Annotated in this window: 14 protein-coding genes; 9 read left to right on the top strand and 5 right to left on the bottom strand. The window is 61.9% G+C overall.

The window, feature by feature from the left end; genetic code table 11:
* The first annotated feature begins 106 nt into the window (after window positions 1-106).
* The 3 genes from hutU to ACLH1I_RS06850 all read left to right on the top strand — a co-directional run bounded on the left by hutU (window position 107) and on the right by ACLH1I_RS06850 (window position 4808).
* Window positions 107-1795, top strand: coding sequence for a urocanate hydratase (gene hutU / locus ACLH1I_RS06860; RefSeq protein ID WP_004886099.1), 1689 nt, complete (start codon window positions 107-109; stop codon window positions 1793-1795).
* Window positions 1792-3327: a histidine ammonia-lyase gene (gene hutH / locus ACLH1I_RS06855; RefSeq protein ID WP_032455741.1), complete on the top strand. Its 1536-nt coding sequence runs from the start codon at window positions 1792-1794 to the stop codon at window positions 3325-3327. Before hutU ends, hutH begins: the two co-directional genes overlap by 4 nt.
* 98 nt (window positions 3328-3425) lie before the next feature.
* A complete protein-coding gene (locus ACLH1I_RS06850; RefSeq protein ID WP_004886104.1) occupies window positions 3426-4808 on the top strand; it encodes an amino acid permease in 1383 nt (460 codons plus the stop codon).
* A 252-nt stretch (window positions 4809-5060) separates the two neighbouring features.
* Here the strand turns inward: ACLH1I_RS06850 and ACLH1I_RS06845 are convergent, their stop codons facing one another.
* Together ACLH1I_RS06845 and bioA are read right to left on the bottom strand one after the other, a co-directional pair.
* On the bottom strand, window positions 5061-5537 hold the full coding sequence (locus ACLH1I_RS06845) for a kinase inhibitor (protein WP_064183015.1): 477 nt from the start codon (window positions 5535-5537) through the stop codon (window positions 5061-5063).
* Between the two features lie 70 nt (window positions 5538-5607).
* Window positions 5608-6897, bottom strand: coding sequence for an adenosylmethionine--8-amino-7-oxononanoate transaminase (bioA, locus tag ACLH1I_RS06840; protein WP_116397369.1), 1290 nt, complete (start codon window positions 6895-6897; stop codon window positions 5608-5610).
* 85 nt (window positions 6898-6982) lie between these two features.
* On the opposite strand from bioA, the gene bioB reads away from it, so the two are divergent.
* Genes bioB through bioD form a run of 4 tightly spaced genes read left to right on the top strand, consistent with a single transcriptional unit; the run spans window position 6983 to window position 10631 of the window.
* Window positions 6983-8023: a biotin synthase BioB gene (gene bioB / locus ACLH1I_RS06835; RefSeq protein WP_004886109.1), complete on the top strand. Its 1041-nt coding sequence runs from the start codon at window positions 6983-6985 to the stop codon at window positions 8021-8023.
* Window positions 8020-9177 carry an 8-amino-7-oxononanoate synthase gene (gene bioF, locus ACLH1I_RS06830; RefSeq protein ID WP_198079568.1) on the top strand — a complete coding sequence of 386 codons (1158 nt, stop codon included), beginning with the start codon at window positions 8020-8022 and terminating at the stop codon, window positions 9175-9177. Before bioB ends, bioF begins: the two co-directional genes overlap by 4 nt.
* Window positions 9161-9916 (top strand): malonyl-ACP O-methyltransferase BioC, encoded by a 756-nt coding sequence (bioC, locus tag ACLH1I_RS06825; protein WP_004886115.1) that lies wholly within the window; start codon window positions 9161-9163, stop codon window positions 9914-9916. The genes bioF and bioC overlap by 17 nt, the downstream gene beginning before the upstream one ends.
* Entirely contained in the window at window positions 9909-10631 is a 723-nt protein-coding gene (bioD, locus tag ACLH1I_RS06820) for a dethiobiotin synthase (RefSeq protein WP_023320010.1), read from the top strand. Before bioC ends, bioD begins: the two co-directional genes overlap by 8 nt.
* Here bioD and ACLH1I_RS06815 read toward each other — a convergent pair.
* Both ACLH1I_RS06815 and ACLH1I_RS06810 read right to left on the bottom strand, forming a co-directional pair.
* Window positions 10573-11295, bottom strand: coding sequence for an ABC transporter ATP-binding protein (locus tag ACLH1I_RS06815; RefSeq protein WP_017900923.1), 723 nt, complete (start codon window positions 11293-11295; stop codon window positions 10573-10575). The genes bioD and ACLH1I_RS06815 overlap by 59 nt on opposite strands.
* 86 nt (window positions 11296-11381) lie before the next feature.
* On the bottom strand, window positions 11382-11594 hold the full coding sequence (locus ACLH1I_RS06810) for a hypothetical protein (RefSeq protein WP_032431208.1): 213 nt from the start codon (window positions 11592-11594) through the stop codon (window positions 11382-11384).
* 410 nt (window positions 11595-12004) lie between these two features.
* On the opposite strand from ACLH1I_RS06810, the gene uvrB reads away from it, so the two are divergent.
* Both uvrB and ACLH1I_RS06800 read left to right on the top strand, forming a co-directional pair.
* Window positions 12005-14026 (top strand): excinuclease ABC subunit UvrB, encoded by a 2022-nt coding sequence (gene uvrB / locus ACLH1I_RS06805; RefSeq protein ID WP_004886127.1) that lies wholly within the window; start codon window positions 12005-12007, stop codon window positions 14024-14026.
* A gap of 49 nt (window positions 14027-14075) precedes the next feature.
* Complete coding sequence (locus ACLH1I_RS06800) at window positions 14076-14300, top strand: hypothetical protein (RefSeq protein WP_162489144.1); 225 nt, start codon at window positions 14076-14078, stop codon at window positions 14298-14300.
* Here the strand turns inward: ACLH1I_RS06800 and pmrB are convergent.
* Window positions 14279-15376, bottom strand: coding sequence for a two-component system sensor histidine kinase PmrB (gene pmrB / locus ACLH1I_RS06795; protein WP_023288917.1), 1098 nt, complete (start codon window positions 15374-15376; stop codon window positions 14279-14281). The genes ACLH1I_RS06800 and pmrB overlap by 22 nt on opposite strands.
* Between the last annotated feature and the right edge of the window lie 2 nt (window positions 15377-15378).

Genomic DNA, 15378 nt, shown 5'->3' with positions numbered 1-15378 from the left:
AATATAACAAAATTGTATCATTTCTGTTAAATCCTGCCTTGCGCATGCTTGTATAGACAAGTATATGTATCTACGTAAACAACGTTCATTGTCAGGAGAAACCCCGATGTCGCAAAGCAAATATCGCCAGCTGGACGTCCGTGCGCCAAGAGGCACGACGCTGACCGCGAAGAGCTGGTTGACCGAAGCCCCGCTGCGTATGTTAATGAATAACCTCGATCCCGATGTCGCCGAAAACCCGCACGAGCTGGTGGTCTATGGCGGTATTGGTCGCGCAGCGCGCAACTGGGAATGCTATGACGCTATCGTGAAGGCGCTGAAGAACCTGGAAAGCGACGAAACCCTGCTGGTCCAGTCCGGCAAGCCGGTGGGCGTTTTCAAAACCCATGAAAACTCGCCGCGCGTGCTGATCGCTAACTCCAACCTGGTCCCGCACTGGGCGACCTGGGAACACTTCAACGAGCTGGATGCCAAAGGGCTGGCGATGTACGGCCAGATGACCGCTGGCAGCTGGATCTACATTGGCAGCCAGGGCATCGTGCAGGGCACCTACGAAACCTTCGTCGAAGCCGGTCGTCAGCACTATCAGGGCAGCCTGAAAGGCCGCTGGGTGCTAACCGCCGGGCTGGGGGGCATGGGCGGCGCGCAGCCGCTGGCCGCGACGCTGGCCGGGGCCTGCTCGCTGAACATTGAATGCCAGCAGAGCCGCATCGATTTCCGTCTGCGCACCCGCTATGTGGACGAACAAGCTACTTCTCTGGATGACGCCCTGGCGCGCATCAAGAAATACACTGCCGAAGGTCGCGCTATCTCCATCGCCCTGTGCGGCAACGCCGCGGAGATCGTGCCGGAGCTGGTGAAACGCGGCGTGCGCCCGGATATGGTCACCGACCAGACCAGCGCCCACGACCCGCTGCACGGCTATCTGCCGAAAGGCTGGAGCTGGGAAGAGTATCAGCAGAAAGCCGAATCCGATCCGCAGGGCACCATTCTGGCGGCGAAACGCTCGATGGCCGACCACGTGCAGGCGATGCTGGCCTTCCATGAGATGGGGGTCCCGACCTTCGACTACGGTAACAACATTCGCCAGATGGCTCAGGAAGTGGGCGTCAGCAACGCCTTTGATTTCCCGGGCTTCGTGCCGGCCTATATCCGCCCGCTGTTCTGTCGGGGTATCGGACCGTTCCGCTGGGTAGCGCTCTCCGGCGATCCGCAGGATATCTACAAAACCGACGCCAAAGTGAAAGAGATCATTAAGGATGATAAGCATCTGCACCACTGGCTGGATATGGCGCGCGAGCGCATCAGCTTCCAGGGGCTGCCGGCGCGTATCTGCTGGGTCGGTCTGGAATGGCGGCAGAAGCTGGGCCTGGCGTTTAACGAAATGGTGCGCAGCGGCGAAGTCTCCGCGCCGATCGTCATTGGCCGCGATCACCTTGACTCCGGCTCCGTCGCCAGCCCAAACCGCGAAACCGAAGCGATGCGCGACGGCTCTGACGCGGTCTCCGACTGGCCGCTGCTCAACGCCCTGCTCAACACCGCCAGCGGCGCGACCTGGGTGTCGCTGCACCACGGCGGCGGGGTAGGCATGGGCTTCTCGCAACACTCCGGGATGGTTATCGTCTGCGATGGCACCGATGAAGCGGCGGCGCGTATCGCCCGCGTCCTGCACAACGACCCGGCCACCGGTGTGATGCGTCATGCCGACGCGGGGTACGAGATTGCCATTGAATGCGCAGCAGAACAGGGTCTCAATCTTCCGATGGTCGCGGCAACGCAGGGGAACGCGAAATGAAATCTTTAACTCTGATCCCGGGTCAACTCAGCCTGTCGCAGCTCCGCGACATCTACAGCCACCCGGTGAATATTACCCTCGACAGCGGCGCGTTTGCCGCCATCGATGAGAGCGTGGCCTGCGTCAACGCCATCCTTGCCGAAGGGCGGACCGCCTACGGCATTAACACTGGTTTTGGCCTGCTGGCGCAGACCCGGATCTCGACGGAAGATCTGGAGAACCTGCAGCGTTCGCTGGTGCTGTCCCATGCGGCGGGCGTTGGCGAGCCGCTGGACGATGACCTGGCGCGCCTGATTATGGTGCTGAAGATTAACAGCCTGTCCCGCGGTTTCTCCGGGATCCGCCTGAGCGTGATCCAGGCGCTGATTGGCCTGGTGAATGCCGGCGTGACGCCGTGGATCCCGGCGAAAGGTTCCGTCGGCGCCTCCGGCGACCTCGCGCCGCTGGCGCATATGTCGCTGACCCTGCTTGGCGAAGGCAAAGCGCGGGTACGCGGCGGCGAATGGCTGCCGGCCACCGAAGCGCTGCGTCAGGTTGGGCTGGAGCCGATTACCCTGGCGGCGAAAGAGGGGCTGGCGCTACTCAACGGCACCCAGGCCTCGACCGCTTTTGCCCTGCGCGGTTTGTTCGAAGCCGAAGATCTGTTCGCCTCCGCGGTCGTTTGCGGGGCGTTAACCACCGAAGCGGCGCTGGGTTCGCGTCGTCCGTTCGATGCGCGTATTCATGAGGTACGCGGCCAGCGCGGGCAGATTGATGCGGCGGCGCTGTATCGCCATCTGCTGACCGACGATAGCGCGATCTCGCAGTCGCACCATAACTGCAGCAAGGTGCAGGACCCGTACTCCCTGCGCTGTCAGCCGCAGGTGATGGGCGCCTGCCTGACCCAGATCCGCCAGGCGGCGGAAGTGCTGCTGGCCGAAGCCAACGCGGTCTCTGATAACCCGCTGGTCTTCGCCGCCGAAAATGACGTCATCTCCGGCGGCAACTTCCACGCCGAACCGGTGGCGATGGCCGCGGATAATATCGCGCTGGCGATCGCCGAAATCGGCTCGCTCTCCGAGCGCCGCATCGCGCTGATGATGGACAGCCATATGTCGCAGCTGCCGCCGTTCCTCGTGAAAAATGGCGGGGTGAACTCCGGGTTTATGATTGCCCAGGTCACGGCGGCAGCGCTGGCCAGTGAAAACAAAGCGCTGTCGCACCCGCACAGCGTCGACAGCCTGCCGACCTCCGCCAACCAGGAAGACCACGTCTCGATGGCGCCGGCGGCCGGTCGCCGCCTGTGGGCGATGGCCGAGAACACCCGCGGCGTATTGGCCGTTGAGTGGCTGGCGGCGGTGCAGGGGCTGGATATGCGCGAAGGGCTGACCACCAGCCCACTGCTGGAAGAAGCGCGTCATCTGCTGCGCGAACGTGTCCCTCATTATACGCAGGATCGCTACTTCGCCCCGGATATCGATAATGCCATTGCGCTTCTGGCGGCCCGTCACCTGACGCGTCTGCTGCCTGCCGTACTGCCAGGCCTGCACTAATCACCGTTGTTCTCTGTACCCGCGTCGGGGGAAGTCATTCCCCCGACCGCCCTACATCGCATATTTGTCGTCATATAAAAAAACCAGGACACCTGTATATGCAACAACAACACAAGCCACATCTGCTGCGCGGGCTCAATGCCCGACACATTCGATTTATTGCGCTCGGCTCCGCTATCGGCACCGGGCTGTTCTATGGCTCGGCCTCCGCCATCAAGGCGGCGGGCCCGGCGGTGCTGCTGGCCTATCTGATTGGCGGCGCGGCGGTGTTTATCGTCATGCGCGCGCTGGGCGAGATGGCGGTGCGCAACCCGGTTTCCGGCTCCTTCGGCAGCTACGCCCGCCAGTATCTCGGGCCGCTGGCCGGGTTTATTACCGGCTGGACCTATACTTTTGAAATGGTGATCGTCGCCCTGGCCGACGTCACCGCCTTCGGCATCTATATGGGATTGTGGTATCCCGATGTCCCGCGCTGGATCTGGATCCTCAGCATCATCTTCTTTATCGGCGCCATGAACCTGTGCAACGTGCGGGTGTTCGGCGAGATGGAGTTCTGGCTGTCGCTGGTGAAGGTGGTGGCGATTATCGCCATGATGCTGGCGGGCGCCGGGATCATCTTCTTTGGCTTCGGCCATAGCTTCCCGGCTACCGGTCTGGAAAATCTGTGGAGCCACGGCGGCTTTGCTCCTAACGGCTGGCAGGGCGTTATCGCTTCGCTTGGCATCGTGATGTTCGCTTTCGGCGGGGTGGAGATTATCGGCGTCACCGCCGCGGAAGCGAAAGATCCGAAAAAGGTCATCCCGCAGGCCATCAATACCATTCCGCTGCGTATTATCCTGTTCTACGTCTGCACCCTGGCGGTGCTGATGGCGATTTTCCCGTGGAACAGCTTTGGCGAGCAGGGGAGTCCGTTTGTGCTGATTTTCGACGGTCTGGGGATCCCGGCGGCGGCGACAATCCTTAACATCATCGTGATCAGCGCCAGCATTTCGGCGATTAACAGCGATATCTTCGGCGCCGGGCGCATGATGTACGGCATGTCGAAAGAGGGGCTGGCGCCGAAAAGCTTCCAGCGCATCGCCAGCAACGGCGTACCCTGGATGACGGTGGTGGTCATGGGCGGCGCGCTGCTGGCGGCGGTGGTGCTGAACTATCTGATCCCCGAGCAGGTCTTTGTGCTGATTGCTTCGCTGGCGGCATTCGCCACGGTGTGGGTGTGGCTGATGATCCTGCTGTCCCATTTCGCCATGCGCCGTAGTTTGTCTGCCGAAGAGCGCAGCCAGATTGCCTTCCCCGTCCCGTTCTGGCCAGTTGCGCCGCTGTTGACGCTGCTGTTTATGGGGCTGGTTATCGCGGTGCTGGGGATGTTTGCTGAGACGCGGATGGCGCTGATTGCCGGCCTGGTCTGGCTCGGGCTGCTGACGGTGGTGTGGTACGCGCGGGTGCGTAAAACGGCGCTGCAGGTAGCCACTGAACAGTAAGGCCAATTTCCCCGGTGGCGCTGCGCTTACCGGGGCTACGAGGTGTGAGGCTGGGAGAGGCCCCCGTAGGCCGGGCAAGGCGTCAGCCGCCGCCCGGCATAAAAGCGGCTCCGTGCCCGCGGCAATCGCCCGGCGGCGCTGCGCTTGCGTGGGCCTGGGGGTATTGTAGGTCGGGTAAGCGCAGCGCCACCCGAAAAACAAATGGCGCCGCAAGTAGCCCGGATAAGGCGACAGCCGCTATCCGGGGGGAGATTAACTGAACAGGGCGGTGATGGAGGCGCTGGCGAGGGAATGGAAATGGACGTTAAAGCCGACCATTGCGCCGCTGGCCTCGGCACCCACTTCAATTTTCTCGACGTCCAGGGCGTGGACGGTAAAGATATAGCGGTGGGTTTCGCCCTTCGGCGGCGCTGCGCCGCCGTATCCCGCCTTGCCAAAATCGGTGCGGGTCTGAACGGCCTCTTCCGGCAGCTCCGCCTGACCGGAACCGGCCCCCTGGGGCAGGACGCGGGTATCCGCAGGCAGGTTAGCCACCACCCAGTGCCACCAGCCGGAGCCGGTCGGCGCATCCGGATCGTAGCAGGTCACCACAAAGCTTTTGGTTCCTGCGGGCACATCATCCCACATCAGATGCGGCGAAATATTGTCGCCATCGTAGCCCATGCCGTTGAAGACGTGACGATTAGGCAGCTTACCGCCGTCCTGGAGATCGTGACTGATCAGTTTCATGCTTCATCCTCATTGATAATGCGCTGATTAACCTGGAAGTGTAGCCTGCACCACGACGCAATTCCGCTATTTATTCGCTAAAAAATGTTTCGTCCTGCACCGCCAGGTTAACGGCGCGGGTCAGGCGGGACAGCTGTTCAGGCGCGATGATATACGGCGGCATCAAATAGATCAGGCGGCCAAACGGGCGGATCCATACCCCCTGCTCGACGAAAAAGCGCTGCAGGGCAGCCATATTGACCGGGCGACGGGTTTCAACCACGCCAATAGCGCCCAGCACGCGGACATCGGCGACCAGGGCGGATCCCCGCGCCGGCGCCAGCTCGGCCAGCAGCTGGGCTTCAATCGCCGCCACTTGCCGCTGCCATTCGCCGCTCTCCAGCAGGCTCAGGCTTTCGCTGGCCACCGCGCAGGCCAGCGGGTTGCCCATAAAGGTCGGGCCGTGCATAAAGCAGCCGGCTTCACCGTTGCTGATGGTTTCCGCCACCTCGCGGGTGGTCAGCGCGGCGGAGAGGGTCATGGTGCCGCCGGTCAGCGCCTTGCCCAGACACAGTATGTCGGCGGTAATCCCGGCGTGTTCACAGGCGAACAGCTTGCCGGTGCGGCCAAAGCCGGTGGCAATCTCATCGGCGATCAGCAGTATCCCTTCCCGGTCGCACATTTTACGCACCCGCTTCAGCCACTCCGGATGGTACATCCGCATTCCGCCCGCGCCCTGTACGATCGGTTCGAGGATCACCGCGGCGATGTCGTGACGGTGCGCGGCCATCAGGCGGGCAAAGGGCACCATATCCATTTCATCCCACTCGCCGTCAAAGCGGCTCTGCGGCGCGGGGGCGAACAGGTTATCCGGCAGATAGCCCTGCCACAGGCTGTGCATCGAGTTCTGCGGATCGCAGACCGACATCGCGCCGAAGGTATCGCCGTGATAGCCATTGCGGAAGGTCAGGAAACGTCGACGCGGTTGGCTTTTCGCCTGCCAGTACTGCAGCGCCATTTTCATCGCCACCTCAACCGCCACCGAACCGGAATCAGCGAGGAAAACGCACTCCAGCGATTCCGGAGTCATTGCCACCAGCTGGCGGCACAGGGCCACCGCCGAGGGGTGAGTGATCCCGCCGAACATGACGTGCGACATCTGGTCGATTTGCGCTTTCATCGCCGCATTAAGACGCGGGTGATTGTAGCCGTGGATTGCCGCCCACCAGGAGGACATACCGTCAACCAGTTGTTCGCCGCCGGCGAGGGACAGCTCGCAACCGTGGGCGGAAACCACCGGGTAGACCGGCAGGGGGGAAGTCATAGAGGTGTAGGGGTGCCAGATGTGGCGCCGATCGAAGGCGAGATCGTCCAGGGTCATAAGCGACTTGTAAACCATTTTGAAAACATTTAGGTTTACGAGTATAAACCGAACCGTAAATTAACAAAACCCTTTGGAGAAGCCAATGGCTCACCACGTACGTTGGACAATGTCGCAAGTAACTGAATTATTTAATAAACCACTCATCGATCTGTTATTCGAAGCGCAGCAAATCCACCGGCAACACTTTGATCCGCGCCAGGTGCAGGTCAGCACCCTGCTGTCGATCAAAACCGGCGCCTGCCCGGAAGATTGTAAATATTGTCCGCAGAGCGCGCGCTATAAAACCGGGCTCGAAACCGAGCGCCTGATGGAAGTCGAGCAGGTGCTGGAATCAGCGCGTCAGGCGAAAAACGCCGGCTCGACCCGCTTCTGCATGGGCGCGGCGTGGAAAAACCCCAATGACCGCGATATGCCGTATCTGGAGCAGATGGTGAAAGGGGTGAAGGCCCTGGGGCTGGAGTCGTGCATGACGCTTGGCACTCTGACCGACAGCCAGGCGCAGCGCCTGGCCGAGGCGGGCCTCGATTACTACAACCACAACCTCGATACCTCGCCGGAATTTTACGGCAACATCATCACCACCCGCACCTACCAGGAGCGCCTGGATACCCTGGACAAAGTGCGTGACGCCGGGATCAAAGTCTGCTCCGGCGGTATCGTCGGGCTGGGGGAGACCGTGAAAGACCGCGCCGGCCTGCTGCTGCAGTTGGCTAACCTGCCCACGCCGCCGGAAAGCGTACCGATCAACATGTTGGTGAAGGTCAAAGGTACGCCGCTGGCGGATAACGACGATGTCGACGCTTTCGATTTTATTCGCACTATCGCCATCGCGCGCATCATGATGCCCACCTCTTACGTGCGTCTCTCCGCCGGCCGCGAGCAGATGAACGAGCAGACCCAGGCGATGTGCTTTATGGCCGGGGCGAACTCGATTTTCTATGGCTGCAAACTGCTGACGACGCCTAATCCGGAAGAAGATAAAGACCTGCAACTGTTCCGCAAGCTGGGGATCAACCCGCAGCAGACGGCGGTGCTGGAAGGTGACAATGAGCAGCAGCAGCGTCTGGAGCAGGCCTTACTCACCCCGGACACTGAGGAATACTACAACGCGGCGGTGCTATGACCTGGCGGCAGCGAATCGATCGGGCGCTGGACGAGCGACGGGGGGCGGATGCTCTTCGCCGCCGCCTGCCGGTGACGCACGGCGCCGGGCGCTGGCTGGCGCGGGAAGGGGAGCGCTGGCTTAACTTCTCCAGTAATGACTATCTTGGCCTGAGCCAGCATCCGGCGATTATCGCCGCCTGGCAGCAGGGGGCGGAACGTTATGGCGTCGGTTCCGGCGGTTCGGGACACGTAAGCGGCTATAACGAGGCCCACCGCGCGCTGGAAGAGGAACTTGCCGACTGGCTGGGCTATCCGCGCGCATTGCTGTTTATCTCCGGCTTTGCCGCCAATCAGGCGCTGATCGCCGCCCTGGCGGATAAAGAGGATCGGATCGTGGCCGACCGCCTGAGCCACGCCTCCCTGCTGGAGGCGGCAAGCCTCAGCCCGGCGCAGCTACGCCGTTTCGCCCACAACGATCCGCAACACCTCGCGCAACTGCTGGCTAAGCCGCTGGCGGGCGAACAGTTGGCGGTCACTGAAGGCATTTTCAGCATGGATGGCGACAGCGCACCGCTGGCGGCCCTTCACGCCGCGGCGCAGGCCGCCGGGGCGCTATTGCTGGTGGATGACGCCCACGGCGTCGGCGTGGTCGGCGACGAAGGACGCGGGAGCTGCGCCGCGCAGGCGGTGCGCCCTGAGCTACTGGTGGTTACCTTCGGCAAGGCGTTCGGCGTCAGCGGCGCGGCGGTGCTGTGCGATGAAGCGATGGCCGATTATCTGCTGCAGTTTGCCCGCCATTTGATCTACAGCACCGCGATGCCGCCCGCCCAGGCGGTGGCGCTGAGCGCCGCGCTACGGGTGATTCGCAGCGATGAAGGCCAGCGCCGCCGCGACATCCTGGCCGCCCGCATCCGGCAGTTCCGCAAGGGGATGGGCGAGGTGTCGCTGGGGTTGACCGACTCCGTCAGCGCGATCCAGCCGCTGATCGTCGGCGATAACGGCCGGGCGCTGAGCCTGGCCTCACGTCTGCGCGACGCGGGCTGCTGGACGACGGCGATCCGTCCACCGACGGTGCCGGTCGGCAGCGCTCGTCTGCGCCTGACCCTGACCGCCGCCCATCAGGCTGAGGACATTAACCGTTTACTGGAGGTGCTGCATGGCCACGGTGAATAAGCAGGCGGTGGCCGCGGCGTTTGGCCGGGCGGCCGGCGGCTATTCGCAACATGATGAACTGCAGCGGCGCAGCGCGGAATTGCTGCTGCGCCAGCTGGCGCGTCGCGATTTTCCCCGGGTGCTGGATGCTGGCTGCGGCCCCGGCGGCATGAGCCGCCGCTGGCGTGAGGCGGGCAGCGTGGTGACCGCGCTGGATCTCTCCCCCGGGATGCTGGCCGAGGCGCAGCGTAACGACGCCGCTCAGTATTACCTGCTGGGCGACATTGAGGCGCTGCCGTTGCCGGACGCCTGCGTCGATCTGGCGTGGAGCAATCTGGCGGTGCAGTGGTGCGACGATCTGCGCGCCGCCCTTGGCGAGCTGTACCGGGTGGTGCGCCCCGGCGGCAGGGTGGCGTTTAGCACGCTGCTGGCCGACTCGCTGCCGGAGCTCAATCAGGCGTGGCAGGCCATCGACGACCGGCCGCATGCCAACCGTTTTCTCAGCGAAGCGGCGGTGCGCGCGGCGCTGAGCGGCCTGCGGGCGTCCGGCGAGGTGCATCAGATTAGCCTGCCGTTCGCCGACGCGCTGAGCGCCATGCGATCGCTGAAGGGCATCGGCGCCACCCATTTGCACCAGGGGCGGGCATCGGCCCCGCTTGGCCGCGGCAAACTGCGCGAGCTACAGCTGGCCTGGCCGCAGCGGCAGGGCGTCTGCCCGCTGACGTATTCTCTTTTTACAGGAGTCATTGAGCGTGACTAAACGTTTTTTTGTCACCGGGACCGATACTGAAGTCGGGAAAACCATCGCCAGCAGCGCCCTGCTGCAGGCGGCGAATCAGCTGGGTTTTCACACCGCTGGCTACAAGCCGGTGGCTTCCGGCAGCGAGCTTACCGCCGCAGGGCTGCGTAATGAAGACGCCCTGGCGCTGCAGCGTCATAGCCGGGTCGCGCTGCGCTATGAACAGGTTAACCCGTATACCTTCGCCGAGCCGACCTCACCGCACATCATCAGCGCCGACGAAGGGCGGCCGATCGCCGCGGCGAGGCTCTCCAGCGGGCTGCGCGAGTTAGAACGCCTCGCCGACTGGGTGCTGGTGGAAGGGGCCGGCGGCTGGTTTACGCCGCTGTCGGAAACCCTGACCTTTGCCGACTGGGCGCAGGCGGAGCAGCTGCCGGTGATTCTGGTGGTGGGCGTCAAGCTCGGCTGCATCAATCACGCGATGCTTACCGCCCAGGCGGTACGCCAGGCAGGGCTGCCGCTCGCGGGGTGGATCGCCAATGACGTGCAGCCGCCGGGCAAGCGCCACGCCGAGTATCTGGCGACGCTGAAAAACCGGCTGGCCGCGCCGTTCCTCGGCGAAATACCGTGGCTTGCCGATATCGCGCAGCGCGACGATCTCGGCCAGTATCTGGATCTCAGGGCGCTGGATCCGGCGTCATCCACTGCGCCAGCAGCGGTTCATCCAGCGCCATAATATCGCCTTCGGCGACGTTACGGCCCCGGTGCAAAACACAGAAACGATCCGCTACCCGGCGGATAAAGGGCAGGTGCTGCTCGGCGAGCAGCACCGTCAGGCCGATATCGCGATTCAACCGCAGCAGCAGATCCGCCAGCTTTTGCAGACAGCGCGGCCCTCTGCCGCGCGAGGGTTCATCAAGGATCAGCAGCCGTGGCTGGACAATCAGCGCCCTGGCCAGCGCCAGTTGGTACTGATCGTCGTCGCTCAGCGAGGCGCCTTTGCGCTGCCGTAGGGCATAGAGTTCGGGAAAATGTTCATAGATCTCGCCGCCGCTGGCGTTAGCCCCGGGTTTCCCGGCTGCGAGGGCAATATGCAGATTCTCTTCCACGCTGAGCTGCGAAAAGATGCGTTTATCCTGCGGCACATAGCCGATACCGATGGCGCTGCGCGACTGGGCCGACAGGGGCGTGAGATCCTGCGGCGGGGCGCCAATGTCATGCCAGGTCATCCGGCCGCTGGCCACCGGCAGGTGCCCGGCAATGCAGTTAACCAGGGTGGTTTTTCCCATGCCCTCGCGTCCCAGTACGCCAATGCACTCCCCCGGGCGTAGTTCAAGATCGACATTCCACAGCGAATGCTGGTTGCCGTAAAAGTGATTTACTGCCTGTAAATTCAACATGGACGTTTTCTCCTTATCCTGGCGTCAGGGCGACAGAAAGATGCTGCAAAACTCTTGCCAGGAAAAAGAACGCTCGGAAAAAAACGCTAAATGCCGATACCATCAGGCACAGCCAGCGCCGGGGCTGCACTTTTCCGGTGCCCGACGCTAAAGGGTGGTGCAAAAAGCAGCAAAAATCGAGCGGCTTTAAGCGGATAGTTATCAAAAATAGTTCGATAAAAATTTTTCGCCACGTGATTTAGGCCGCCAGACGATTTGCGCCGGGCGGCGGCGGTCTTGGGCTGCAGACAGTTATCCACTATTCCTGTGGATAACCTTGTGTATTAGAGTTAGAAAACCTGCGGTAAGCTAGAGCGTACGCGGCTTGCGGCTGAATTGGCGCGAAAGGCGTCTTTTCTTTAAAAGCATTAAATATCAGCTTGTTAGATAAAATCAATGGGTGTAAGAAAAGCGTCATCTGCTGCCATAAAACTTTCACCCGTCCGCTTGACAAATGTTAAAAGGTAAAAATTTCTGGGGATAACCCTGACGGCCGGAGGATTATTCCGCCCGGCGCGCGTTTTATACCCTGCTTACCGGCAAAAAAGGCCATATTGTGGCGCTATCATAAGCATGCACTGTTTAAATATCCAGTATAATTTATTGGCAAAAAACGGCCCGGGGGGTAGAATTAAACACCGGCCGCTAAATCTTTTTCAGGTTCTGATTGATGAGTAAATCGTTTGTTCTGCATTCCGCCTTTCGCCCCTCCGGAGACCAACCGGAAGCCATCCGCCGCCTGGAAGAGGGGCTGGAGGATGGGCTCGCGCATCAAACGCTGCTGGGGGTCACCGGCTCCGGTAAGACCTTTACCATCGCCAACGTGATTGCCGATCTGCAGCGGCCGACGATGGTGCTGGCGCCAAACAAAACTCTGGCGGCCCAGCTCTACGGCGAGATGAAAGAGTTTTTCCCGGAGAATGCCGTCGAGTATTTCGTCTCCTACTACGATTACTATCAGCCGGAAGCTTATGTCCCCAGCTCAGATACCTTCATTGAGAAAGATGCCTCGGTAAACGAACATATCGAGCAGATGCGCCTGTCAGCCACCAAAGCGCTGCTTGAGCGGCGCGATGTGGTGGTGGTGGCCTCGGTCTCGGCTATTTACGGCCTCGGCGACCCGGACCTGTATCTGAAAATGATGTTGCATCTGACGGTGGGGATGCTGATTGACCAGCGGGCGATCCTGCGCCGCCTGGCCGAACTGCAGTATACCCGCAACGATCAGGCCTTCCAGCGCGGCACCTTCCGGGTGCGCGGCGAGGTGATCGACGTCTTCCCGGCGGAATCGGACGATATCGCCCTGCGCATTGAGCTGTTTGACGAAGAAGTTGAGCGCCTGTCGCTGTTCGACCCGCTCACCGGCCATGTGGAATCGACGGTGCCGCGCTACACCATTTATCCCAAGACCCACTACGTGACGCCGCGGGAACGCATTGTCCAGGCGATGGAAGAGATCAAGCTGGAGCTGGCGGAGCGGCGTAAGGTGCTGCTGGCCAACAACAAGCTGCTGGAAGAGCAGCGCTTAACCCAGCGCACCCAGTTCGACCTCGAAATGATGAACGAGCTGGGCTACTGCTCGGGCATTGAAAACTACTCGCGCTTCCTCTCCGGGCGCGGGCCCGGCGAGCCGCCGCCCACCCTGTTCGACTACCTGCCGGCAGACGGCCTGCTGGTGATTGACGAATCCCACGTCACGGTGCCGCAGATCGGCGGTATGTACCGCGGCGACCGGGCGCGCAAAGAGACGCTGGTGGAGTACGGCTTCCGCCTGCCGTCGGCGCTGGATAACCGGCCGATGAAGTTTGAAGAATTCGAAGCGCTGGCGCCGCAAACCATCTACGTGTCGGCGACCCCCGGCGCCTACGAGCTGGATAAATCCGGCGGCGAGGTGGTGGATCAGGTGGTGCGGCCGACCGGTCTGCTGGATCCGATCATCGAAGTGCGGCCGGTGGCCACCCAGGTCGACGATCTGCTGTCGGAGATCCGCCTGCGCACGGCTATCAACGAGCGCGTGCTGGTCACTACCCTCACCAAGCGGATGGCGGAAGACTTAACCGAGTACCTTGAGGAGCACGGCGAGCGGGTGCGCTATCTGCACTCGGATATCGACACCGTCGAACGTATGGAGATTATCCGCGACCTGCGTCTTGGCGAGTTTGACGTGCTGGTGGGGATCAACCTGCTGCGTGAGGGGCTGGATATGCCGGAGGTGTCGCTGGTGGCGATCCTGGATGCGGACAAAGAGGGCTTCCTGCGCTCCGAACGCTCGCTGATCCAGACCATCGGCCGCGCGGCGCGCAACGTCAACGGCAAGGCTATCCTGTACGGCGATAAGATCACCCCCTCGATGGCGAAAGCCATCGGCGAGACGGAGCGTCGACGGGAGAAACAGCAGCGCTATAACGAAGAGCACGGCATTGTGCCGCAGGGGCTCAACAAGAAAGTGGTGGATATCCTGCAGCTGGGCCAGAGTCTGGCGAAAACCAAAGCCAAAGGGCGCGGTAAAGCGAAGGCCGTCGAGCCTGCCGGGCTCAGCGGCGTGGATATGACGCCAAAAGCGCTGCAGCAGAAAATCCACGAGCTGGAAGGGCAGATGATGCAGCACGCGCAGAACCTCGAGTTCGAAGAGGCGGCGCAAATTCGCGACCAGCTGCATCAGCTACGCGAACTGTTTATCGCCGCCTCCTGAGTGCCGGCGTGTACTGCCGGGAGGTGGACGTGCGGGAAGCAGACAAGGCGTGGCCCTTATCGCCCTGTTCCGCAGCCAGATAACCATTCGCGGTGAAGAAAAAAGGCCGCAAAGCGGCCTTCTTAATGTTTGCTTAATCTCGCCAGGCGACACTATCCTCAACCTGATGAGGATAGCGCCCATGCAAAAAATCAACTTCCGTGAATATCTGGCGGTCGCCACCGCCCTGGTCATTATTGTTGCCTTCTTCCATCAGTGGGTGCTGACGTTCTGACCCGCGCGCCGCGGGAATAACACCCACGCGCGGACCCCTGGCCCCGGCTGGCGGTTATGTAAAAAGAACTGGGCGTCATGCAGCTGAGCGATGCGCGTGACGATGCTCAGTCCTAGCCCTATACCGCCGTAGCGACTGTCCATGCGCACGAAGGCCTTACTGAGTTCGCCGCTTTTCGCCTCATCAATCCCCGGTCCTTCATCTTCCACTGCCATCACCGGCATCAGACCCGCTTTCACCGACACGCGGATCGTCGACCCTTGCGGGCTGTAGCGATGGGCATTCTCCACCAGATTGCGCAGAATGACGCGGATGAGCGTCGCGTCGCCAGAGACGACGGCCTCGCTTTCGACATCCGTCAGCAGCAGCCGTTGCTGGCGCTCGGCCAGCATGGTCTCCAGCTCATCCTGCAGCGGTTTGACCACGTCATCCAGCAGCAGCACCTGCTGATAGCTGCCGGCGGAAAAGGACTGACCGACGCGCGCCAGCTGCAGCAGCTGCGAAATGCTGGTGGTCATCTGGTCGAGCCGCTGGATCAGCGGGTCGACGCCCATGCCGTGCACTTTCGCCAGCAGCTCAAGGTGCAGCCGCAGCCCGGCCAGCGGGGTGCGCAGCTCGTGCGCCACGTCGGCGGTAAACAGCCGTTCGCGATCGAGAGTCAGATTGAGGCGGGAAACCAGCTGATTCAGGGCGGTGGTCACCGCCGTCACCTCGGGCACCGATTCGCTGAGCACGATGGGGGTGAGGTTGTCCGGGGTACGACTCTCCAGCTCGCTTTGCAGACGTGACAGCGGGCGGGTGATTTTGCGTACCGCCAGCATGCTGATATACAGCGCCAGACCCACGATCAGCAGGCTCGGCACCAGCAGGCTGGCGACCGCTTCCCGAACCTCATGCTCCACATGCTTCTGGTTGTTGTGCCCTTCGATGGCGCTGGCCACCAGCAGCTGGATCTGCTCTTTGCTCTCATGCCATAGCCAGAAGACGCTGATCAGCTGGCAGACCACCAGAATGGCGCCGATGGTCAACAGCAGCCGGTGACGCATGGTCCAGTTTTCGGTTGCAAACAGAGCCATGG

The sequence above is a fragment of the Klebsiella sp. 1SOBk10mer genome, from assembly GCF_046602535.1.
GTDB classification, from domain to species: Bacteria; Pseudomonadota; Gammaproteobacteria; order Enterobacterales; family Enterobacteriaceae; genus Klebsiella; species Klebsiella quasipneumoniae.
Note: the sequence above shows the minus strand (reverse complement) of the source record. Positions and strands in the feature narration are given on the sequence as shown.

Coding starts and splice junctions, on each gene's coding strand:
- hutU (WP_004886099.1), top strand. CDS start 107: ATGTCGCAAAGCAAATATCGCCAGCTGGACGTCCGTGCGCCAAGAGGC.
- hutH (WP_032455741.1), top strand. CDS start 1,792: ATGAAATCTTTAACTCTGATCCCGGGTCAACTCAGCCTGTCGCAGCTC.
- ACLH1I_RS06850 (WP_004886104.1), top strand. CDS start 3,426: ATGCAACAACAACACAAGCCACATCTGCTGCGCGGGCTCAATGCCCGA.
- ACLH1I_RS06845 (WP_064183015.1), bottom strand. CDS start 5,537: ATGAAACTGATCAGTCACGATCTCCAGGACGGCGGTAAGCTGCCTAAT.
- bioA (WP_116397369.1), bottom strand. CDS start 6,897: ATGACCCTGGACGATCTCGCCTTCGATCGGCGCCACATCTGGCACCCC.
- bioB (WP_004886109.1), top strand. CDS start 6,983: ATGGCTCACCACGTACGTTGGACAATGTCGCAAGTAACTGAATTATTT.
- bioF (WP_198079568.1), top strand. CDS start 8,020: ATGACCTGGCGGCAGCGAATCGATCGGGCGCTGGACGAGCGACGGGGG.
- bioC (WP_004886115.1), top strand. CDS start 9,161: ATGGCCACGGTGAATAAGCAGGCGGTGGCCGCGGCGTTTGGCCGGGCG.
- ACLH1I_RS06815 (WP_017900923.1), bottom strand. CDS start 11,295: ATGTTGAATTTACAGGCAGTAAATCACTTTTACGGCAACCAGCATTCG.
- uvrB (WP_004886127.1), top strand. CDS start 12,005: ATGAGTAAATCGTTTGTTCTGCATTCCGCCTTTCGCCCCTCCGGAGAC.
- pmrB (WP_023288917.1), bottom strand. CDS start 15,376: ATGGCTCTGTTTGCAACCGAAAACTGGACCATGCGTCACCGGCTGCTG.